This is a genomic window from Chromohalobacter sp., from assembly GCF_039830575.1.
Taxonomy (GTDB): domain Bacteria; phylum Pseudomonadota; class Gammaproteobacteria; order Pseudomonadales; family Halomonadaceae; genus Chromohalobacter; species Chromohalobacter israelensis.
In genome coordinates this window covers 250,671-271,210 of record NZ_JBDOOX010000013.1, presented here as the reverse complement: position 1 = coordinate 271,210, position 20,540 = coordinate 250,671, and the positions used below count along the sequence as shown (strand labels likewise).

Sequence of the window (20,540 nt, the reverse complement as noted above, 5' to 3'; positions counted from 1 at the left end):
TGCGCCCCGGTATCGTCACCGGGGCCATGAGAGGGTCACCAGCGGTACGTGCATCATGCCCTAGACGTGCGGTTCGCGGCGACGCCGCCGACGGCGCCGGGCACGCCGGCGCATGACCGACAGTACCACTACCGCCAGCAACAGCGCGGCCAACGCCGCCCAGGTCGCCGGACGCTTGGCATAAGGGGCGACATGCGGCTTCAACGCCTGCCATTCATCACCGGCCTTGTGCCATAAAGCACCCGCCATCTCGCTCAGGTTGCGCTCGCCCTCCTCGGCGCTTTCCGTGCGTTCCTCGCCGGTGTCCGGCAAGGCCTCCGCTGACGGGGCGGCACCGACATCGGCGCCGGAAAGCCCGATGCGCGCATCGGGATTGAGGCGCAGCGCGGGAAGGCGAATCGACCAGGTACGACCATCCAGCGTCACCTCGAGCGTAAGTTCCAGCGGGACCGACTGATGCGGATCGAGGTCGGGCAATGCAATGTGCCATGTCTTCGGCCCGACCGGTTCCACGTCCAGCGACTCGCCCAGCACGCTCGACGACACCCGGGTGTTATCGGCGTCGAGTCGCGGGTGCTGAGCCTCGAGGATGACCGTGGTGGCATCGTCGTTCAGGGAAGCCGCCAAGGGAGGGATGACATTGACCCCCTGAACGCGCTCGCGCACGCGCGTGGGGCCTTCGGCGGTCACCACCAGACGCGCGTTGCCCTCCTGCTCGGGCGCCGGCAGGGTCCCGGTGAAATGGCCGTCCTCTCCCGCGGTCAGCGTCGTCGACGACAGCGTCGCGTCGTCCAGATCGCGCAGCTCGGCGCGCATCCGCATGCCCTCGGGCATGGCATCGCCCACGAGTGTCTCGCCCTCGCGTGACAACCAGGCCTCGAGCGGCGTGTCGAAGCCGAGGTACAAGGACGTCGGCATGGTCTCGGTGCGCAACGTCAGCGGCGACTCGACGGTGACCCGACTGTCGCCGCCCACCTGGCCTTCGACATGCCATTCCCCCGCAGCGGGATCGGGCACCCGGATCAGGTCGTAACGCGGCATGCTCTGCCAGAGAATGTCGTCGGGATGATCGTCGCGGGTGTAACGCTCGCCATCCGGGCCCACCAGCGTGGCACCGGGCGCGTCCTGGTCGTGGAACAGCAAGGCGTTGAAACCGTCGACCTCGGGGTCGATGTCGAAGCGGCCGTCCTCCAGCGGCACCCGGTCGCTGGGCACGATGCGCTCGAGGACATCGAGAAAGGCGCGCAGCAGTTCTTCCGGCGTCTCGGCCACTGCTGCCAGGCCGTCGGTGGACTGCGACATGCGCTCGAGCAGGTCGCGGTCCACATTGCGCGAGAGTGCAATGGTATGCACCACCACGTCCTGAGTGGCCAGCTCGGGCGCCAGCGAGGCAATCAAGGTCTCGCGCGAGGCCGCATCACGCTTGCGCTTCACCTCGCCGCTTCCGGGCAGGTCGACCATGCCATCGGTCAGCAGGATCACGTGGCGCTTGCCGCCCGCTGCCTGGCTGGCCTCGCGCAGCGCCTGCTCGATATCGGTGAACTGCTGGTAATCGACCAGTTGCGGCGACAGCGAGCGCGCACGCCGCCGCCACTCGGCATCCACCTTGCCGTCGGGCAAGGGGTTGCGCACCTGCGTACCGAACGTCCAGACCGAACCGCGCGCCTGAGACGGCAGCAGCGCCGCCGCCAGCTGCAGCGCCGAGGCACGCAGGTTGGCGGGATCGTTGGCCTTCATGCTGCCCGAGACGTCGAAAATCATGCGCACATCCGGGGGCGTCGCGTCTTGCGTCCATCCCGGCGACGACATCAGACCGCCGACGCATACCAGCAATAAGGCGAACAGCGCTCGCATGACCCTTCCTTATTCAATACCGCTTTTTTTGGTGATGCTATGTTGTCAGCTACGGCGTTGTCGGTGCCTGCCTCAGTTGAGCACTGGCTCGCGACGCTGCGGCGCGTCGTCGCCACGCGAGGCCTCGCGCCCGCCGCCATGCGAGGTGCCACCGCTGTCGCCGTTGTCGCGACGCCGGCGCCAGACCCACAGCAATGCGCCCAGCACGCCGCCCAGCGCCATGCCGATCAACAGGAGCGGCGTGGCCACCGCGAGCTGGCCGCCATCGCCCTGCAAGACGCCCACGGCGGTCACGACGACGGCCGGCGCCAGGCCGGAATAATGCTCGCCTTCCTCCAGCAAGGGCGACGTGAACGGCGCCACGGCCCACAGCATGCCCGCGACCACGCCGGTGACGACCCAGCGCGGCAGGCGCGGCAAAAAGCCCACGCCAAGGTAGCCGGTGACCAGCACCAGCAGCGATAATACAAGGTAACTCAGCCACAATTGTGGCAGGGAATCAGAAATCAGCATCGCGTCCTCTCGCGTTCGATCTTTCCTCGACATGGTACACCGCTGCACATGAAAGCACAGCCGCACATCCCTGCGCTTCACGACGCGACACAACTCTCGCCGGTGGCACGCTTCCAACGCAAGGAAGATCCGGACTGGCACTGGCTGGAAAACCGTGACGACCCCGAGGTCGTGGCCTTTCTCGAACAGGCCAACCAGGAATTTTCGCAATGGTCCGCCCCCCTCGCGCCCCTGGTCGAGGCGCTCTATTCCGGCCATCTCGCGCGACGCGAACTGGCCGTCGAAGGACTCGGCACGCCGCTCGACCATTACACCTACTGGAGCGAGACGGCCCGCGACGCCGACTACCCCGTCTGGTGGCGTCACCCCAATCAGGTACCGTCACGCCGCGAATGCGTGCTCGACCTCCAGGCACGCGCCAGCGAGCAGGCCTTCATGGAACTAGGCGATATCGCCATCGCCCCCGATGAACACTGGCTCGCCTGGACCGAGGACACCAGTGGCGACGAGTATTTCACGCTCTTTCATCGTGCGCTGCCCGATGGCACGCCACGGCGCCTGCTGACCGACATCGGCCCCGAGCTGTGCTGCGCCGAGGACAATCGCACCCTGTTCTTCACCCGCTACGATGATACCCAACGCCCTGACAGCGTCTGGCGCCTGGACATCGAAAGCGGCGAGACTACGTGCGTCTTCCGCGAGACGGACCCCGAGTTCTGGGTCGGCGTGGGCAAGACGCGTTCGCGTGAATGGCTGGTGCTGGAAACCGCCTCCAAGGACACCTCGGAATGCCATCTGGTGCCTGCCGCGCACCCGCATGTGCCACCGCGCTGCGTTCGCGAGCGCATCAAGGGCATCGAATACGCCCTCGAGCACCGTCCCGGGCACTTTTACATCCTGCACAACCAGGACGCACCGCACTTCCGGCTCGATGTCGCCGACGAAACGGCGCCCGATACCTGGCATCCGCTGGTGGCGCACGATGCGCAGTTGACTCTGGAAAGCATCGACGCCTTCGCCTGGGGACTGGTCATCACCGAGCGCGATCATCGCGAAGCCCAGGTCCATCTCAGCGTGCTCGACCTCGACGCGCCGGTGCCGACCCGACGCCGGCTGCCCCTGCCCGAGGCCCCGTGCAGCCTGATGCTGGGCGACACACCGGATTTCCATACCCGCCTGCTGCGGCTGCACGAAGAGTCGTTCACCCTGCCGTCACGCTGGATCGAGCACGATCTCGACAGCGACGCCCGCCGACTGCTCAAGGTTCAGCCGGTCTACGGCGACCTGCCCCCCGAACGGCTGGTCTGCCGGCGCGTGTGGGCAGAGGCGCACGACGGCGAGCGAATTCCGGTCTCCGTGGTGGCGCGAGACGATCTCTGGGAACAGGGGCCCATGCCCACGCTGCTTTACGGCTATGGCGCCTACGGGGAAGTGCTCGATCCGTGGTTCTCGGTGGCACGTCTCGAGTTGCTGTCACGCGGCGTGGCCTTCGCCGTCGCCCATGTTCGCGGCGGCGGCGATCGCGGCGAACCCTGGTATCTCGCCGGCAAGCTGGAGCACAAGGAAAACAGCTTCCGCGATTTCCTGGCCGCACGGCATGCACTGGTCGAACACGGCATCGCGGATGGCGAACGCATCGCCGCCTACGGCGCCAGCGCCGGCGGCCTGCTGGTCAGCGCCAGCCTCAATCTCGACCCCACGGCGTTCTGCGCCGCCGTGCTCGACGTGCCCTTCGTCGACGTGCTGCGCACCATGGAAAACCCGGACCTGCCCTTGACCACGGCGGAGTACAGCGAGTGGGGCAATCCCAGCGAGCCCGAGGCGCACCGGCGCATTCGCGATTACTCGCCGCTCGACAACCTCGTCGCGCGGCCCTACCCCACTCTCTTCCTCCAGGGCAGCTGGCACGATTCCCGCGTTCCCTACTGGGAGCCGGCCAAGCTGTACGCACGCTTGACCGAGCTCGTCGCCCAGCTCCCCGCCGCCGAGCGCCGTCCCATCATGCTGCGCACCGACATGGCGGCCGGGCACGGCGGCGCTTCGGGCCGATTCAAGGCCTGGCACGACAATGCCCGCCAGGATGCCTTCATCCTCTGGGCACTGGGCCTCGCCGAGACTGCCGCCACCTGACGCCAGAACGACGCCGGCCCCGCGGAGGCGGGGCCGGCAACTTTCTTGCAAGGCGTTGGCGCACGGACGCTCGTGCCTTGACACGGAGCGCCCTACTGACAGGGGATGATATCGATGATGTGATCCTCGAGGTCGTCGTCCGACACGTCACGCTCGCTGACCGCGAAATGCCGCACGCTCTTCTGCTTGCGATGCATGCGCGTGGCGTCCCCGGCGATCAAGGGATGCCAGGCGGCGAGCTTGCGTCCTTCGGCCAGCCGACGATAGGCGCATGACGCCGGCAACCAGCGAAATGCCGACAGGTTGTCGCGCGTCAGCTTGGTGCACCCGGGCACGTGCTGGAAGCGATTGTCGTAATCACTGCACCGGCAGGTGTCGGTATCCAGCAGCTGACAGGCGACGTTGAGCGTGGCGATGTCACCGCTTTCGTCATCCTCGAGCTTGAGCAGGCAGCAGAATCCGCAGCCGTCGCAGAGCGCTTCCCACTCTTCGTCGTCCAGTTCGTCGAGGGTATGGCGTTCCCAGAAACGTTCACGCATGGCGATCAGTACCATCCCTCGGTGGGCGCCCGATACAGGTCCAGCAGGTAGGACTCGCGCGCCGGCGGCATCTGCAGATAGAACCCCTGCGCCTCGATGGCGGCCAGCACGTCGCTCGCCTTGGCACGCGCCAGGGGCTTGTCCTCGCTGAGCATCAACACGGTCACCGGCACCGGCTTCCCGAACCGCTCGAGCAGCGCCTCGGGCACATCCGCCAGCCCACGCGCACGGTCCACATACAGGTACATCTCGTCGCGGCGCGGGCTCTTGAAGATTTCACACAGACGTCTCGTCATCGTCGCAGCCTCTCAGTGGTCCGCCAGGGCCTGGGTGAATGCGTCGCCGAGCAGCGTGCCGCGCCATCCCTGGGGCAGCGACAGCGGCACCCCGTCGAGGTCGGCCATCACCAGCGCCTCGAGATCACGGCGATTGGCGAGCATTTCCGGGGCGATATCCAGACGCTCGGCCTCGCGGTTGACGACGCTCTTGAGCGCCTTGAGCCGTGACTTGAAGGCCGGCGACTGCGGTGCCGGCAAGGCACGCGGCAAGGCATCTTCCTCCAGGTGAGCGGCGGTCTGCACCATCTCCAGCAGGGCATCGCCGTCATGCTTGATCAAGGTCGGCCGGACGCCTTCGACGGCTGCCAGTTGATGCCGGTTGCGCGGCATCGCCATGGCGATCGCGAACAGCACCTTGTCGCTCGCCAGCCAGCCACGTGGCACGTCGCGCCGACGCACCTCGCCTTCGCGCCAGCGCGTCAGCGACTGATACAGCGCCAGCTGACGCGGCTCGAGACGCCACAACTGGCGGTGGCGACGGTACCAGTGCTCGTCGGCGTTCACGTCGCGACGATTGGCATCGCAAAGACGTGCGCATTCTTCTTCCAGCCAGGCCAGACGTCCCTCGCTCATCAGGGCGTCACGCTGCGCCTCCCAGATACGCGGCAGGTAGACCACGTCCAGCGCGGCGTATTGCAACTGCGCGTCCGACAGCGGGCGTTGCAACCAGTCCGAGCGCGTTTCTTCCTTGGGCAGGACATCGCCCGTCCAATGCTCGACCAAGCGCTGATAACCCAGTGACGCCTGGGTGCCCAGCAAGCTCTGCGCAACCTGGGTGTCGGCGATAGGTGCGACACCGACCTCGGCCCAGCTTTCCAGTACTTCGAGATCCTCGCCGCTGGCGTGCAGCAGCTTGAGAGGACCGGATGCGCTCAGCAGCGCTTGCAGCGCCGGGCTGGCCGAAACGGCCCGTGGATCGACCATGTAGACCGCATCGCCCCCTGCGTACAGCTGCACGAGCGCGGCAATGGGAAAGAAGGTCGATTCGCGGTGAAACTCGGTGTCCACCGCCAGCCACTCGGCGCCGGCCAGTGCGTCGCACGCGTCATCCAGCGCGCCGGGCGTTGCCACCCAGCGAATCTCGAAGTTCGGGGTCATCCCGTTTCCTTTATTGACGGTAAGGTTATCGACGGCGCGATCAGCTCGACTCTTGCGCAAACGGCAGGCGGCCGTTGAAGGCACGGCTCAAGGTGCCGCCATCCACGTATTCGAGCTCGCCCCCCATGGGCACGCCGTATGCCAGGCGCGACAGCCGTACGCCGGTGCCCCGCAGCTGCTCGGCGATGTAATGCGCCGTCGCTTCGCCTTCCACGGTCGGATTGGTGGCCAGGATCACTTCCTCGACACTGCCGCCCGCGAGTCGCTCATCGAGCTGATCGAGTCCGATGTCCTCGGGGCCGATGCCGTCCAGCGGCGACAAGTGGCCATGCAGGACGAAATAGAGACCGCGAAACCCGCCGGCCTGCTCGATGGCCAGCATGTCGGCGGGCGACTCGACCACGCACAGCAGGCCTTCATCGCGGCGCGCATCCTCGCAGATGCTGCATAGCGGCGTCTCGGCCAGCGTCCGGCAACGCTGGCAATAGCCGACGTGTTCCAGTGCCTCGCCCAGCGCGGCGACCAGGCGGCGACCGCCGTCACGGTCGCGTTCCAGAAGATGCAATGCCATGCGCTGCGCGGTCTTGGGGCCGACCCCGGGCAACACGCGCAGCGTCTCCAACAACTGATCGACGAGAGGAGAAAACGCCATCGCTTAGAACGGCATCTTGAAGCCCGGCGGCAAGTTCATGCCTTCGGTGGCTTCTTCCATGCGTCCCCTGGAGGTTTCCTCGACCTTGCGCACCGCGTCGTTGACGGCGGCGGCCAGCAAGTCCTCGAGCAGTTCCTTGTCTTCTTCCATGACCGAGGGATCGACGTTCACGCGGCTGACGTCATGACGGCCGTTCATGGTGACCTTGATCATGCCGGCACCGGCTTCGCCGGTCACCTCGGTCTCGGCGATCTCCTCCTGGATCTTCTGCATCTTTTCCTGCATTTCCTGGGCTTGCTTCATCAAGTTGCCCATTCCGCCCTTCATCATGATCGTATCCTCAAGGGGTTTGACAATATCCAGGTCGCCGATGACGCCTGGCACGGCCTACCGCCGGGCGGCGGCCTCGTCGCTCGGGGTGACGCTGCGCTCGAGCAGCTGAGCGCCGAAATCCTGTTCCAGCATCTGAATATGCGGGTCGCGGCGCAGGGCTTCAACCGCCTGGGCATGACGTGCCTGCGCCAGCCGCTCGCCTTGCGCACGCGGCGTTTCCCAGCCCTCGGGAATCGCCGCCACCGTGACGTTCAAGCGTCGGGCCACGCCCTGCTCGGCCAGCGCCTTGGTCATGCGCTCGACGTGCACGTCCGCCAGCATCGCCGACTGCGACGGGTCCAGACGCAACGTCAAGGTATCGCCGTCGTCCTCCTCGACGATGCAATGCGCCGCCAGGTTGCGTGTCAGCCCGCCCAGTCCCAGCGACGCGAAGCTGGCCAGCCAGCGGGCATGATCGAACGCCCCGGTGTCGGGCGTGGCGACGGCAGGCGCCTGTGCCGTGGGCGCCGGGGCGTCGGCATCCTCGGCAACCTCCGTGGCCGGCGCGTCGGGCGCGCTCGGCGGCTCGGGAGGAGCCGATATTTCGTCGGCGGGCATCTGGGCATCGTCGAGCACCCAGGGGGGCGCGTCGTCCACGTCGACGGCGCCATCGGCATCCGCCTGGCGCTGCGCCTCGTCCTCGAGCGCGTCCTCGAGCGCGTCCTCGGCGGCGGTCGCCTGGGCGTCGGCCACGGGCGGCACCGCCTCCGTCACCGGCGCGGCAGGCTCGGGGGGAGCGGCAACGGCCGATTCGATGTCAGGCGGTGCGCTTTCCAGCGGCTCGTTGTCAAATGCCTGCGTTGCGAACGACTCGGATTCCAACGTCCCCGGGGCAGCTGGCTCGTCTGCGGGCGACGCAGACGATGCATCGGCGCCTGCCGCGGCGCCATGTTCTTCCTCGGCGACGGGAGCCTGGGTATCGGGACGCGACGGCGGGTGGGCCGGCGCGGCATCGGCAGCGGGCGGCGGCGTGTCGGCAGGCGACGGCTGGCTCGGCGCCGCCGCGGGCTGGCCGGGCGCGTCCGCCGTCGGGGTGCTCGCTGTGGCCTGGCCTTCCGCCGCGCCACGAATCGGCAACGGCGTCTGCGGCGGCTTGGGCACGCCCTGGGGGCGGAACGCCAGCATGCGCAGCAGCGTCATTTCCAGCGCGGTGCGCGGGTCCGGCGCGCTTTCCATGTCGCCGCGTCCCTGCAGGGCAATCTGGTAGTAGAGCTGCACGTCCTCCGCGGTGAAGCGCGCGGCAAGGGGCAGCAGGGTATCGCGGTCGCCGTGGCCGTTGTCCAGCGCATCCGGCACCATCTGGGCGATCGCCAGGCGGTGGAAGATGCCCGCCAGGTCATCGAGAATGCCGCCGAAATCCGGCCCTTGTTCGGCCAGGCTGGCGACCTCCTGCAGCACGCGCGCGGCATCGACCTCGGCCAGCGCCTCGGCCAGCGCCAGCAGATGGCGGTGATCGAGCGTGCCCAGCATCGCGGCGACATCGGCATGACGCACCTCGCCCTGCCCGAAGGCGATGGCCTGGTCGGTCAGGCTCATGGCATCGCGCATCGACCCATCGGCCGCCTTGCCGAGCAGCCACAAGGCCTGCTCGTCGTAGGCCACCGACTCGGCCTGCAGAATATGCGACAGATGCCCCACCACGCGCTCGGGCGGCATGTTCTTGAGCGTGAACTGCAGGCAACGCGAAAGCACCGTCACCGGCAGTTTCTGCGGATCGGTGGTCGCCAGCAGGAACTTGACGTGGGGCGGCGGCTCTTCGAGCGTCTTGAGCAGTGCGTTGAAACTGTGCGTGGAAAGCATGTGCACCTCGTCGATGAGGTACACCTTGTAGCGCCCCTGGGTCGGCGCGTACTGCACGTTGTCGAGCAGCTCGCGGGTATCCTCGACCTTGGTGCGGGAGGCGGCATCGACCTCGATCAGGTCGACGAAACGCCCCTCGTCGATCTCCCGGCAGGTTTCGCACTCACCGCACGGCACCGAGGTCACGCCCTGCCGGCAGTTCAGGCACTTGGCGAGAATCCGCGCCAGCGTCGTCTTGCCGACGCCGCGCGTGCCGGTGAACAGATAGGCATGGTGAAGACGCCCCTGATCGAGCGCGTTGACCAGCGCGCGCGAGACGTGCTCCTGGCCGACCAGTTCATGAAACGTGCGCGGGCGCCATTTACGGGCCAGAACCTGGTAACTCATACCGTGAGGATGTCCTTGCAGATCGGGCCGATTCCCACGTGCAGCACCGAACGCTCGGTACGGAGGGAACCCATTGAAACGTCCATTCTAGCGGCTAGCGGAGACTTCGACGAGGGGCGAGCCAAGATGGGATCACTGGCGGCGACACGGCGGGAGGCGAGACGGGAGATGACCCGGCACGGGCCCAGAATGGAGGCAGCCCCGCCAGCCACATCCCGGCACACGCATCCACCACTACCGTTGCTCCCTTCCGGGCCTGGCGGGGTTCGCGGCTTAGCGTTGCGGGAGGACCGACGGGGCCACCACAGTGCATCCGGTTGACGAGCGTCTTGCCAAAGGTCGCCACCGAAACGTTCGAACATGAGGAAAACGCCATGCGCTTTCAATGACTTGCCTCGAACGCCGCAGCACTATAACAGCGTGTCCGCCGGTCGGCAAGGCATCAAACAATCCAACGCCCACTCGACATTATAGGCTAGGCTGGAAAGGCACGGCCCCTTCCCGCGTTCAAGGAGAATGACCATGGAAAAATCCCCCGACAAGGGACATATCGCGCTACTGGGCTGGAGCCTCAACGCCGTCGAAGCCGCCGAGAACTTCGACCGCCGCTATGTGGTCGTGGCCCCCGAGTGGGCGGAAGACTACTGCAAGGAACACGCAATCCCCTACGTGCCCTGGAATTTCGAGCGCCTCAACGACCGTTCGATGGAAATCGCCGAAACGCTCAAGGACATGGGCGTCGACGTCGCCATTCCCCTGTACGAGGAAACCGTCGAGTGGGCCGGGGCGATCAACTCGGTACTGCTCGACAATCCGCGCCTCTACGGCCAGGCCCTGCTGCTGCGCGACAAGGCGCTGATGAAGCGCCGTGCCCAGTTGGGCGGCATCCGCGTGGGCATCTTCGAGGAAGCCCACGACAAGGAAGATGTGATCCGCTTCCTCAAGCGCGTCAACCAGACCCTGCTCAAGCTCGACGGCGATCCCAACGACCCGATTCACCTCAAGGCCTTCGACAAGGCGGGGTGCCTGGGGCATCGCGTGATCCGCACCCCGGACGAAGTCGATACCATCCCCGAGGAAGAATTTCCGGTGCTCATGGAATCCCACCTCGATGGTTGGGAGTTCGCCGTCGAGGCCTGGATCCATGACGGCAAGATCCGCTTTCTCAACATTTCCGAATACGTGACCCTCGGCTACTCGGTGTTCGTCCCGGCGACACCGGAACTCGAGCAGTATCGCGAGTCGATCACCCGTCAGATCGAGAAGCTGATCAAGACCTTCGATATCGATTTCGGGTTCGTCCATCCGGAATACTTCGTCACCAGCGACGGGGAAATGTACTTCGGCGAGGTCGCCTATCGCCCGCCCGGCTTCAAGGTCTTCGAACTGCTCGAGCGCGCCTACGGCTTCAATGCCTACCAGGGCCTGATCCTGGCCTTCGACCCCAAGACCACCGAGCAGGAGATCACCGACTTCTTCCCCCGCGAAGTGGTCGACGCCAAGGGGGTCGCCGGCTGTTTCGGGGTCTATCCGCGCCGGCGCGTGGTCAGCCGCCTGCAGATGCCCGAGGAAACCGAGGATCATCCCTACTTCGAGTCCCATGAATTGACCGCGCCGCTCGAGGAAACCGTCACCAAGCGGACGGCCTTCGGTACGCACTGGGGGCTTCTGTACTTCTTCGGCGACGATCCCCACACCATGCGCGATCTGCTCAAGCGTCAGGAAGACCTGGACTTCTATGTATAATCGCGCCTGTACTCCTGGGCAAAAGGAGCCCTTGTGACGAGCCACGACGAACAAGCACCGGATGGCGCCAGGCTGGAGGCCGCCTTGGCCAAGCTCGACGAAGCGGTCGAGATTCTCGCCCATGCCCCCGATTTCGCCAAGCCCGGCAAGCTGCGCCGGGTCTTCGACGGCGCCCGCAAGGTGCTGCTGCAACCCGGCGGTGCCGCGGCCATCGAGCCCCGCGCCCAGGCGATCGAGGCCGCCGGCACCTTCGACGGCTCCGACTGGGCCAAGCCGCAGATCCTGGTGCCCTCGCTGACCGTATATTCGCTGAAGAGCGCGGAGAGCGACATCGTGGTGCTCGAGGCGCTCAGCGAACTACGCCTGCTCGCCGTGGCCCAGGGCCGTTACGCCCATGCGCTGATCTCCGCGGAACAGGCACACCACTACCTCACCCAGGTGCTGGCGCTCAATCTCGAGCTGTTGTTCAGCACGCCCAGCGAGGCCGAGCGCGAAACCCAGGGCCGTCTGGCACAGTTGACCCGCTCGCTGTTCGCACATCTGGCCGAGACCATCGGCTACGAACATGTGATCGACCAGTTGATCGACGAGATCTGGCGCATCCTGCAGCAACGCCCGATCCAGGTCGATGCGATCAAGCGCATGATCACGCAGATCGCCATCTGCCAGGCCGACCCCGACATCGACCTCGGAGCCAGCGGTCAGGGCGCCGACCGCCTGGTCAGCAGCCTGTTCGGGGCGACCCAGGCATCCCGCGAGGATCCCGGCGTCGCGGTCTACCTGGAGCGCCTGCAAGCGATGGACAGCGGCGCTCTCCAATACGAAGCCACCGGCTTCGCTCGCGCCATGCACGATACCGGGCTGGTCTCGGCCTATCATGCGGTACTGCTGCGCCACCTGCTCGACCAGGGGGACCACCTGCTGGCCGAGGCGCTGGGGCTGTCGGCCACCGGGCGCGACTGCCTGCTCTGCTACCGGCAGCTGGTGCAGGCGCTCATCGAGGAAAGCGTCTTTCCCGAGACGCCCCAGGCAGTGTACGGGCTGGCGCTGATGCTCGAACGGGGCATCCTTTATCAGCAGCCGCTCGCGCCCGCGCTGTGGCGGCAGATCAGCCTGCCGATCTCGTCCTGGTCGCAGGAACGCATCCGCATGGCCTATGGCGACACCGCGTCGCCCCGCGCGCGCCTGCTGGAGGGAGTGCTGTGCATGCTCGGACTCCCGCTGGGGGTCGGTCAGGGCAACAACCCGACCTGCCAGTCGGCGCGCGCGCTGTCGATATGGGCCTACAACGATCCCGACTACCTGTTGCAGATGGTGACCTGGGCGGCCCGCGACGACGAGATCGTCATGCATTTCGAGGGCATGCCGCTGTCGTCGATGGCCAGCCTGTCGGGCGTGGCCACGACCCTGCCCCTGGACCTCGATCCGGTTTCGCTGATCGTGGTACCGCACCTCGATCGCATCTATGCCGAGATGGGGCGGCGCTGCGCGGGCCGCGAAGGCGATCCCCACCGCTGGGTCAATCCGGAGTTCCATGGCTGGTGGGCCGGGCGCGGCTTTCGCATCAACGTCGACGTGGAAACCGGCCAGCTCCACGAGCTCGACGCGTTCCTGCGTCATTTCTATGCCAGCTATCACCCCTACTACAACGGCAACCAGCCGTTGATCCATCCGCAACCCGCCGGTATCGCGGTGACCGACAGCGCGGCACGCTTCATCGGCTGGCATGCCATCACCCTGCTGCGAGTCAACCTGGACCCCCAGGACGTGATGCGCGCCTATTTCTTCAACCCCAACAACGACAGCGGCCAGGACTGGGGAGACGGCGTCAAGGTCAGTACCGCCGGTTGCGGCGAGCGCTTCGGCGAGGCCTCGCTACCTTTCGAGCAATTCGCCTCGCGACTGTACATCTTTCACTACGATCCGCTGGAACACGGCGAGCTGGCCAACGTCTCCCAGGCCGAACTCGACCGGGTGATCGGTCACGTCTACCGCAGCTGGGGCGCCGACCGGGTCCCCGCCACCGAACTGCAGGCGCATTGCTCGCCGTCCTGACCCCACCAACGACAGCCGCCCCGAACGGGGATCCGTCCGGGGCGGCTGACATCTCGCTTGCGGTGTGATGCGCGCGGCTGTGCGCTTACTCGGCGCCTTGCTGTGCGGCATTCATGCGCCGCCGCAGAATCGGGCCGACGATGTACGGCAGCACCAGGCCGACGAAGGCCACGACCCACAGACCGATCGCCAGACCACTGCCCCACAGCGCGGTCCAGTCGCCATCGGCGATGTCCAGGGTGTGACGCAGGTTCTTCTCCATCTCCGGGCCCAGCAGCAACCCGAGGATGATCGGCACCATGGGAATTTCCAGCTTGCGCAGGAAGTAGCCGAACACGCCGAAGGCCACCATGAAGTACAGATCGAACGCGGAGTTGCTGATCGAGTAGATGCCCACGAACGCCACCATGGTGACGATCGGCAGCAGGTACTTGGGCGGTACCGACAGCAGCTTGACGAAGATGCCCACCAGGGGAATGTTGAGCAGCAGCAGCAGGAAGTTGCCGATCAACAGCGCCGCGATCACGCCCCAGACGATGTCGGCATTCTGGGTGAACATCAGCGGGCCCGGCGTGATGTTCATCGAGATCAGCAGCGCCAGCAGCACGGCGGTCGTGCCGCTGCCCGGCACGCCGAGAGTCAGCATGGGCACCAGCGCACCGCTCGAGGCCCCGTTGTTACCGGCCTCGGGACCGGCCACGCCGCGCGGATCCCCCTCGCCGAAGTAGCCCTTCTTGCCGACCACCTTCTTTTCGAGAGTGTAGCCGATGAAGCTGCCCAGCGAGGCGCCCGCGCCGGGCAGGACACCGGCAATGAAGCCGAGAATGCCGCCGCGGATGCTGGACGGCATGATCTCGCGGACTTCCTTGAAGGACAGCGTGAGCTTGTTGACCTTCATCGGTCCCTTGCCGCCACCGGCACGGTCCTCGATGAAGAACAGCAACTCGGAGATCGCGAACAGACCGACGATGGCGATGATGAAGTCGACGCCTTCATAGAGTTCCAGCACGCCGAAGGTGTAGCGCTGCGTGCCGGTGGAGTCGATGCCCACCGTGGCGATCATCAGGCCCAGGGCCGCGGCCAGTACCGTCTTGATCGGATTCTTGCCGGTGATGCCGCCCAGGGTGGCGAAGGCCAGCACGAACAACGCGAAATATTCCGCCGCCCCGAAGGTCAGGGCGAACTTGGCCAGCAGCGGCGCCAGCAGGATGAGGCCGATCGTGGCGATCAAGCTGCCCATGAACGACGCGATCGCCGAAATCGCCAATGCCTCGGCGGCCTTGCCCTTCTGGGCCATCGGGTAGCCGTCGAGACAGGTCATCATCGCCGGTTCGTCGCCGGGAATGTTGAGCAGTATCGACGAGATGCGCCCCCCGTACATGGCACCGGCGTAGACCGACGTCAGCATGATCAGCGCGGTTTCCGGCGGCAGCCCCAGCGTGAAGGCCAGCGGAATCAGGATCGCCACGCCGTTGGCGGGCCCCAGCCCCGGCAATGCGCCGATCAGGGTCCCGAGAAAGGCCCCGATCAGGGCGAACATCAGGTTGTGCGGCGCCAGGGCGACGCCGAACCCGTCGATCAGATAGCCCAGAGTTTCCATCAGCTTCCCTCCAGGACGCTAAACACGCCCAATGGCAAGGCCAGGTTGAGGGCGTAGGTGAAAAGCAGGTAGACCACCACGCCGGCAACCGCGCCGGTCATGTAGGCACGCATCGGTGCCGCCCCCATGCGCCAGCACAAGGTGCCCACCGCCAGCAGCGTCGCGATGATGAACCCGAGCGGCTGGAGCAGCAGCGTGTAGGCGATCAGCACGGCCACGGCGATGACCAGCTCCAGCACGATACGCCCCTTGGGCCAGGCGTTGTCCGGGTCCGGCTTGACGATCAGATAAAGACTGGAAAGCGCCAGCACTACCGCGAGTACCTTGGGAAAAGTCTCGGGGCCGACCGACTCGGCCCCACCGAACGGTTCCGGAAACTGCGTGGCGCCCCAGCCGTACGCGACGGCCAGGACGAGCAGCAGCACACCGCAGATACGGTCGTTGCGTTGGGTCATTGCTTGATCAGCCCGATTTCCTTGGAGAGCGACTGAATGTCCTGGATCTGCTGATGGACGAATTCTTCGAACTCGGCACCGCTGACATGGAACGGCATCAGGCCATTGTTCTTCATGACCTTCTTCCATTCGTCGCTGGCGTAGAGCTCATCGACGGCATCGACCCAGTACTGCTTGGCCTCGTCGGAGATGTCCGCCGGCATGTAGAAACCGCGCCAGTTCGGGCCTACGGCATCGATGCCCTGTTCCTTGGCGGTGGGGATGTCGCTGAACTCGCCGGGCAGGCGCTCATCGGCCAGCACGGCCAGCACACGCAGGTCGCCGGATTCCATGAAGCCCTGAGCCTCGGTGATGTCGCCCGTGAAGGCATCGACATGACCGCCGACCACTTGAGTCATGGCCTCGCCACCGTTGTTGTAGGACAGATACGGAATCCGGGGCAGGTTATCGACATCCGCCGCCTGCGCCGCGATCAGCACCTTGAGATGGTCCCAGCCGCCCTTGGCGCTGCCACCGGCGAACTTCACCGAGCGCGGGTCTTCTTTCAGGGCTTCCATCAGCTCGTTGAGGTTCTGGTACGGCGAGTCCTTGGAGACGGCGATCACACCGTAGTCGGCGCCGAGAGCACCGATCCAGTTGACCATGTCGGCGTCCAGCCCCTGGAACTGACCTTGCGCCAGGCGCGTGGTGGTCGCCGTGGAGGCCGCCACCAGCAGATGGTCGTCGCCGGCACGCTTGCTGACGGTGTGCGCGTAAGCGACACCGCCGCCTGCCCCCGCCATGTTGAGGGTCTGCACGCTGCCCGGCACCATGTCGAGCTCTTCCATCACGTTACCCACGCTGCGGCAGGTGAAATCCCAGCCGCCGCCCGGATCGGAGGGCGCGATGCACTCGACCTTGCCGGACGGTTCGAATGCCATGGCGCTGCTGGCACCCAATGTCAGCGCAGCGGCCATGACCAGTTTGAGCGGCGTCTTGAAAGCCATTGTTGTTATCTCCCTTGCACGAGATTGAAATGGGTTGCGGGCAACCTGACATTTACCTTACAGTTCTGTAAGGCAGAACATCGTTCCCTTGAGCGGAAAACTAGGCATGTCGGACACGAGCGTCAACGCTCAAGACGCCGTTCGCGACTAAAGTTGAATGCTGCCGTGCAGGCGGCACGAATCGCTGGAGAGTCCCGCCATGGCGCAGGATCGGGTGGAAGCCGTCGAACGCGCGCTGACGGTCATGGAAGCCTTCGATACACCGCGCGACAGTCTATCCCTGGCCGAGCTGGCCGACGCGACGGCTCTCTACAAGAGCACCTTGCTGCGTCTTCTGGGATCGCTGGAACGCTTCGACTACGTGCAACGCGACGGACGAGGACGCTACCGCCTGGGCACGACACCGGCGCGGCTGGGCAGACGTCATGCTCCCTCGCGTCAGCTCGCCGACCTGGTCATGCCCACGCTCGATGCCTTGTGCCGGCAAACCGGCGAGACCGCCGCGCTGCTGGCGCTCGTCGGAAACGACGTCGAGTGCCGTCTGAGCGTGCTGCCGGAAAGCGATCTGCGCCACACGCTGCGCCCCGGCCAGCATTGGCAACGTCAAGGCGACACGCCTTCCCTGACGCTCCCCGGCGGGCGCATGCTGTGTCAGGCGCTGCCCGACACCGCTTACTGGTTGAGCCTTTCCGGCCCCCAGGGGCGCTTGCCCGCGCGCGAGGCGCGTCGCGCATTGCAGGATGCCGTGGCGCAGCTGCACCGCCATGAACTGCAGGATTATCCGCCATGACATCCGATACCATGCCTGCCCTGCTGCTCGTCGAGGACGACGCCCTGCTCGCCGGCACGCTGCACGATGCGCTGGCCCTGGCCGGCTATCGCGTCGAGTCACTCGAGGACGGCGACCGCGCCCACGCGCGCCTGGCCGCCCCGGGACACGGCCAGGCGCTCGTCTTGCTCGACCTCAATCTGCCGGGGCGCGGCGGCCTGGAGATCCTCGAGGCCATGCGCCGTCACGACCGCGATACGCCGGTGCTGATTCTCACCGCGCGGGGAGCCATCGAGGATCGCGTCAAGGGGCTCGACCTCGGCGCCGACGACTACCTGGCCAAGCCCTTCGCCCTGGACGAGCTGGAAGCCCGGGTTCGCGCTTTGCTGCGCCGGCGCCAGCACGATGACAGCCCCCAGTTGCACGTCGGCCCGCTGCATTTCGATGGCCTGACGCAACGCTTCACCCTCGACGGCACCCCCCTGGAGCTGCCACCCCGCGAACAACGGCTGCTGGTCTATCTGATGCGCCACGCGGGCGAGCCGGTGGAAAAGGGGCATCTGCTCACGCAAGTCTTCAGCGGCGACACGCTGGGCGACAACGCCATCGAGGTCTATATCCACCGCCTGCGTCGCCGCCTGGCGGCCTCCCCGCTCACATTGCGCACCGTACGCGGCCTGGGCTACGTGCTGGAAAGCGACACGCAGGAGCGCGACGGTGAATGAGTCGGCCACCCTGCCGAGCCTCTACCGCCGCCTGCTGGTCTGGCTGCTGGTGCCGATGCTGCTGCTCGGCAGTCTGGTGCTGGCCCAGGCCTACATGGCCTCTCGCGATACCGCCGATCGGGCATTCGACCGCCTGCTGGAAGCGGCATCGCTGGCCATCGCCGAGCAGGTCAAGCGTCAGCAAGGCCAGCTGTGGATGGACCTGCCGCCGGCAGCCCTGAAGATGCTGGCTTCCCAGGCCGAGGAACGCGTCTTCTACGCGCTCTACGATGCCAACGGCAATTTCATCAGCGGCAACGCCGAGTTGCCGGCGCTCGACGACACCGCCGCCGACATGCGCTTCGCCGACATCGAGTGGCATGACATGGCCCTGCGCCTGGGCATACGGCGGTCGCAGCTCGAGGGCTGGCGTAATCGCCAGCCCTTCGAGGTGCGCGTGGCCCACACCCGTGAGGGACGCGAGGCATTAACCCAATCGCTGTTCCAGGGCAGCATGCTGCGTCTGGTCGCCATGGCCCTGCTCGCCATCGGCGTGGTGCTGCTGGGGATTCGCATGGCGCTGATGCCGCTGACCCGCCTGCGGCGCGCCATCCGGGCCCGCGACCCGCGCACCCTGGCGCCGCTCGATCTGGCACTGCCCCGCGAGCTGGCCGAGCTGCGCGAAACCCTCAACGACTTGCTGGCCCGCATGCGTCGTGTCCGCGCCAACCAGGAACGCTTCATCGGCGACGCCTCTCACCAGCTGCGCACTCCGCTGGCCGGGCTCTCGGCACGCGCCGAGCTGGCCCTGCGTCAGGACGACCCGCGCGCCTGGCATGCCGCCCTGGACGTCATGCGCGGCAGTGCCGACAAGACCGCGCGCCTGGCATCGCAACTGCTCTCGCTGACACGCCTCAACAATCCCGAAGCGACCCCCGAAGCGGTGGCCATCGACCTCTGTCACACCGCCCGGCAGGCGGTTCGTGATGCCTGGACCCAGTGCCATCGCGACGGTATCGACCTGGGCGTGGAAGTGCCCGCGCATCCGGTGATGCAGCAGGCAGTGGAATGGCAGCTCGCCGAGGCCCTGGCCAATTTGATCGACAACGCCCGACGCTATGGTGCCAGGCGCATCACGGTGCGCGTGACCGAAGGTCCCACGCGGCTCGAGGTCGAGGACGACGGCCCCGGCATTCCCGAGAGTCAGCGTCTGCTGGTGCTGCGGCCCTTCCATCGCGGCATCGAGGGCGGCCAGGGCTCGGGGCTCGGCCTGGCCATCGTCGACGGCATCGCCCGCACGCACGGGGCACGGCTCAGCCTGGCGCCGGCCCATCCCCACGCCGAGCCGCCCGGGCTGTGCGTGCGACTGCAGTTCAGCGAGGAGGGAACATCATGACGCCGTTACGCCGTCTGTGCGGACTGGCCGTGCTCGCCTGGGCCGGACTCACGGCCTCCCTGGCCTGCCATGCCGATCCGCAGGTCCTGCACTACCCCGCCACGCAGGCCCCCGCGCAGCCCCTGGAGATTCACGGTGCGCTGGACAGCGACCTGATGGCACCGCTGCTGGCCGACTTCCAGGCGCGTCATCCCGAGATCGAACTGGTCTATCGCAACCTGACCACACTGGCGCTTTACCGCCGCTTCATGTCCGCGGACGCCACCTCGGCGGATGTCGTCATGTCGTCGGCGATGCCGTGGCAATATCAGCTCGCCAACCGCGGCTACGCCCAATCGCTCGACACCGCCGAGGCTCGAGCCTGGCCTCAGGCCTCCCGCTGGCGACGCGAGCTGTTCGGCATCACCTTCGAGCCGGTGGTCATCGTCTACCGGCGCGACGCCATCGCGTCCGACGCGTCGCCGGACAGCCACGAGGCACTGCTGCGACTGCTCACCGAACAGCGCCAGCGCCTCACGGGACGTGTCGTCACCTACGATCCGTGGCGTAGCGGCGCGGGCTATACCTACGCCACCGCGGATTCGCACATGTCGCCGCGCTACTGGGAGCTGGTGGCCGCGCTGGGCGGCGTGAAGGCCGCCTTGGCCGATACCACCGGCGACATGCTCGACGGCCTGATCGCGGGACGCTACGACATCGGCTACAACCTGCTCGGTTCCTATGCCCGCGATGTCGTGGCGCGCCACCCGCAGCTGGAGATGGTCATTCCCGACGATTACGCCCTGGTGATGCAGCGGCTGGCGTTGATCCCCAAACGGGCGCCGCATCCGGAGACCGCCAGGCGCTTCCTCGATTACCTGCTGAGTCGCCAGGGACAGCAGGCAATACGCGACAAGACACCGCTCGGCGCGGTACATCCCGACCTCGAAGGGCCGGAGACCGCCCATGGACTGCGCCGCACGCTGGGCGACGCGATCCATCCGATCGCCATCGATCCCGGCCTGCTGGCAACGCTCGACGCTCTCAAGCGCCACTCTCTGCTCGAGCGCTGGCAACGCGAGTACACGCGCTTGAGCGACAATGCGCCCTGAACGCGGGCCTGCCTTCGCGATATACTGCGACGCCTTTGCCGACTGACGCACCGGA

General features: G+C 66.5%; 18 protein-coding genes and 1 other RNA gene. 7 read left to right on the top strand and 12 right to left on the bottom strand.

Going from position 1 to position 20,540, the window contains the following annotated elements; all coding sequences use genetic code 11:
• Positions 1-60: 60 nt before the first annotated feature.
• Complete coding sequence (locus tag ABGX75_RS13735; protein ID WP_110062372.1) at positions 61-1,854, bottom strand: vWA domain-containing protein; 1,794 nt, start codon at positions 1,852-1,854, stop codon at positions 61-63.
• Between the two features lie 72 nt (positions 1,855-1,926).
• Positions 1,927-2,367 carry a hypothetical protein gene (locus tag ABGX75_RS13730; RefSeq protein WP_110062373.1) on the bottom strand — a complete coding sequence of 147 codons (441 nt, stop codon included), beginning with the start codon at positions 2,365-2,367 and terminating at the stop codon, positions 1,927-1,929.
• Between the two features lie 48 nt (positions 2,368-2,415).
• On the opposite strand from ABGX75_RS13730, the gene ABGX75_RS13725 reads away from it, so the two are divergent.
• Positions 2,416-4,497 carry a prolyl oligopeptidase family serine peptidase gene (locus ABGX75_RS13725; protein WP_110062374.1) on the top strand — a complete coding sequence of 694 codons (2,082 nt, stop codon included), beginning with the start codon at positions 2,416-2,418 and terminating at the stop codon, positions 4,495-4,497.
• Between the two features lie 92 nt (positions 4,498-4,589).
• Here the strand turns inward: ABGX75_RS13725 and ABGX75_RS13720 are convergent, their stop codons facing one another.
• The 7 genes from ABGX75_RS13720 to ffs form a co-directional block, all read right to left on the bottom strand.
• Positions 4,590-5,036: a YcgN family cysteine cluster protein gene (locus tag ABGX75_RS13720; RefSeq protein WP_011506762.1), complete on the bottom strand. Its 447-nt coding sequence runs from the start codon at positions 5,034-5,036 to the stop codon at positions 4,590-4,592.
• A gap of 5 nt (positions 5,037-5,041) precedes the next feature.
• Positions 5,042-5,332 carry a YcgL domain-containing protein gene (locus ABGX75_RS13715; RefSeq protein ID WP_110062375.1) on the bottom strand — a complete coding sequence of 97 codons (291 nt, stop codon included), beginning with the start codon at positions 5,330-5,332 and terminating at the stop codon, positions 5,042-5,044.
• 12 nt (positions 5,333-5,344) lie between these two features.
• A complete protein-coding gene (rnd, locus tag ABGX75_RS13710; RefSeq protein WP_347410493.1) occupies positions 5,345-6,472 on the bottom strand; it encodes a ribonuclease D in 1,128 nt (375 codons plus the stop codon).
• Positions 6,473-6,512: 40 nt separating this feature from the next.
• Positions 6,513-7,124 (bottom strand): recombination mediator RecR, encoded by a 612-nt coding sequence (gene recR / locus ABGX75_RS13705; RefSeq protein WP_011506759.1) that lies wholly within the window; start codon positions 7,122-7,124, stop codon positions 6,513-6,515.
• A 3-nt stretch (positions 7,125-7,127) separates the two neighbouring features.
• The gene (locus tag ABGX75_RS13700) at positions 7,128-7,454 is read right to left on the bottom strand and encodes a YbaB/EbfC family nucleoid-associated protein (RefSeq protein ID WP_011506758.1); all 327 of its coding nucleotides are present in this window, start codon (positions 7,452-7,454) and stop codon (positions 7,128-7,130) included.
• 57 nt (positions 7,455-7,511) lie between these two features.
• Entirely contained in the window at positions 7,512-9,683 is a 2,172-nt protein-coding gene (gene dnaX / locus ABGX75_RS13695; RefSeq protein ID WP_110062377.1) for a DNA polymerase III subunit gamma/tau, read from the bottom strand.
• Between the two features lie 199 nt (positions 9,684-9,882).
• An RNA gene (ffs, locus tag ABGX75_RS13690) (signal recognition particle sRNA small type) lies at positions 9,883-9,979 on the bottom strand.
• A gap of 226 nt (positions 9,980-10,205) precedes the next feature.
• On the opposite strand from ffs, the gene ABGX75_RS13685 reads away from it, so the two are divergent.
• Positions 10,206-11,429, top strand: coding sequence for a carboxylate--amine ligase (locus ABGX75_RS13685; RefSeq protein ID WP_035410173.1), 1,224 nt, complete (start codon positions 10,206-10,208; stop codon positions 11,427-11,429).
• 33 nt (positions 11,430-11,462) lie between these two features.
• Complete coding sequence (locus tag ABGX75_RS13680) at positions 11,463-13,484, top strand: hypothetical protein (protein ID WP_011506755.1); 2,022 nt, start codon at positions 11,463-11,465, stop codon at positions 13,482-13,484.
• An 85-nt stretch (positions 13,485-13,569) separates the two neighbouring features.
• Here ABGX75_RS13680 and ABGX75_RS13675 read toward each other — a convergent pair whose 3' ends face one another.
• The 3 genes from ABGX75_RS13675 to ABGX75_RS13665 are packed head-to-tail and all read right to left on the bottom strand — an operon-like array spanning position 13,570 to position 16,525.
• Positions 13,570-15,084, bottom strand: a complete 1,515-nt coding sequence (locus ABGX75_RS13675) for a tripartite tricarboxylate transporter permease (RefSeq protein WP_035410177.1) — start codon at positions 15,082-15,084, stop codon at positions 13,570-13,572.
• Entirely contained in the window at positions 15,084-15,539 is a 456-nt protein-coding gene (locus ABGX75_RS13670; RefSeq protein WP_011506753.1) for a tripartite tricarboxylate transporter TctB family protein, read from the bottom strand. Before ABGX75_RS13670 ends, ABGX75_RS13675 begins: the two co-directional genes overlap by 1 nt.
• Positions 15,536-16,525, bottom strand: a complete 990-nt coding sequence (locus ABGX75_RS13665) for a tripartite tricarboxylate transporter substrate-binding protein (protein WP_011506752.1) — start codon at positions 16,523-16,525, stop codon at positions 15,536-15,538. The genes ABGX75_RS13670 and ABGX75_RS13665 overlap by 4 nt, the downstream gene beginning before the upstream one ends.
• A gap of 199 nt (positions 16,526-16,724) precedes the next feature.
• On the opposite strand from ABGX75_RS13665, the gene ABGX75_RS13660 reads away from it, so the two are divergent.
• The 4 genes from ABGX75_RS13660 to ABGX75_RS13645 are packed head-to-tail and all read left to right on the top strand — an operon-like array spanning position 16,725 to position 20,485.
• Entirely contained in the window at positions 16,725-17,315 is a 591-nt protein-coding gene (locus ABGX75_RS13660) for a helix-turn-helix domain-containing protein (protein ID WP_110062385.1), read from the top strand.
• Positions 17,312-18,019, top strand: coding sequence for a response regulator transcription factor (locus tag ABGX75_RS13655; RefSeq protein ID WP_347410494.1), 708 nt, complete (start codon positions 17,312-17,314; stop codon positions 18,017-18,019). The genes ABGX75_RS13660 and ABGX75_RS13655 overlap by 4 nt, the downstream gene beginning before the upstream one ends.
• A complete protein-coding gene (locus ABGX75_RS13650; RefSeq protein WP_347410495.1) occupies positions 18,012-19,394 on the top strand; it encodes a sensor histidine kinase N-terminal domain-containing protein in 1,383 nt (460 codons plus the stop codon). The genes ABGX75_RS13655 and ABGX75_RS13650 overlap by 8 nt, the downstream gene beginning before the upstream one ends.
• The gene (locus tag ABGX75_RS13645; protein WP_347410496.1) at positions 19,391-20,485 is read left to right on the top strand and encodes an ABC transporter substrate-binding protein; all 1,095 of its coding nucleotides are present in this window, start codon (positions 19,391-19,393) and stop codon (positions 20,483-20,485) included. Before ABGX75_RS13650 ends, ABGX75_RS13645 begins: the two co-directional genes overlap by 4 nt.
• The last annotated feature ends 55 nt before the right edge of the window (positions 20,486-20,540 follow it).

What these genes read in the sequence shown, in the direction of transcription:
- ABGX75_RS13735 (WP_110062372.1), bottom strand. Translation starts at nt 1,854, where the DNA reads ATGCGAGCGCTGTTCGCCTTATTGCTGGTATGCGTCGGCGGTCTGATG.
- ABGX75_RS13730 (WP_110062373.1), bottom strand. Translation starts at nt 2,367, where the DNA reads ATGCTGATTTCTGATTCCCTGCCACAATTGTGGCTGAGTTACCTTGTA.
- ABGX75_RS13725 (WP_110062374.1), top strand. Translation starts at nt 2,416, where the DNA reads ATGAAAGCACAGCCGCACATCCCTGCGCTTCACGACGCGACACAACTC.
- ABGX75_RS13720 (WP_011506762.1), bottom strand. Translation starts at nt 5,036, where the DNA reads ATGCGTGAACGTTTCTGGGAACGCCATACCCTCGACGAACTGGACGAC.
- ABGX75_RS13715 (WP_110062375.1), bottom strand. Translation starts at nt 5,332, where the DNA reads ATGACGAGACGTCTGTGTGAAATCTTCAAGAGCCCGCGCCGCGACGAG.
- rnd (WP_347410493.1), bottom strand. Translation starts at nt 6,472, where the DNA reads ATGACCCCGAACTTCGAGATTCGCTGGGTGGCAACGCCCGGCGCGCTG.
- recR (WP_011506759.1), bottom strand. Translation starts at nt 7,124, where the DNA reads ATGGCGTTTTCTCCTCTCGTCGATCAGTTGTTGGAGACGCTGCGCGTG.
- ABGX75_RS13700 (WP_011506758.1), bottom strand. Translation starts at nt 7,454, where the DNA reads ATGATGAAGGGCGGAATGGGCAACTTGATGAAGCAAGCCCAGGAAATG.
- dnaX (WP_110062377.1), bottom strand. Translation starts at nt 9,683, where the DNA reads ATGAGTTACCAGGTTCTGGCCCGTAAATGGCGCCCGCGCACGTTTCAT.
- ABGX75_RS13685 (WP_035410173.1), top strand. Translation starts at nt 10,206, where the DNA reads ATGGAAAAATCCCCCGACAAGGGACATATCGCGCTACTGGGCTGGAGC.
- ABGX75_RS13675 (WP_035410177.1), bottom strand. Translation starts at nt 15,084, where the DNA reads ATGGAAACTCTGGGCTATCTGATCGACGGGTTCGGCGTCGCCCTGGCG.
- ABGX75_RS13670 (WP_011506753.1), bottom strand. Translation starts at nt 15,539, where the DNA reads ATGACCCAACGCAACGACCGTATCTGCGGTGTGCTGCTGCTCGTCCTG.
- ABGX75_RS13665 (WP_011506752.1), bottom strand. Translation starts at nt 16,525, where the DNA reads ATGGCTTTCAAGACGCCGCTCAAACTGGTCATGGCCGCTGCGCTGACA.
- ABGX75_RS13660 (WP_110062385.1), top strand. Translation starts at nt 16,725, where the DNA reads ATGGCGCAGGATCGGGTGGAAGCCGTCGAACGCGCGCTGACGGTCATG.
- ABGX75_RS13655 (WP_347410494.1), top strand. Translation starts at nt 17,312, where the DNA reads ATGACATCCGATACCATGCCTGCCCTGCTGCTCGTCGAGGACGACGCC.
- ABGX75_RS13645 (WP_347410496.1), top strand. Translation starts at nt 19,391, where the DNA reads ATGACGCCGTTACGCCGTCTGTGCGGACTGGCCGTGCTCGCCTGGGCC.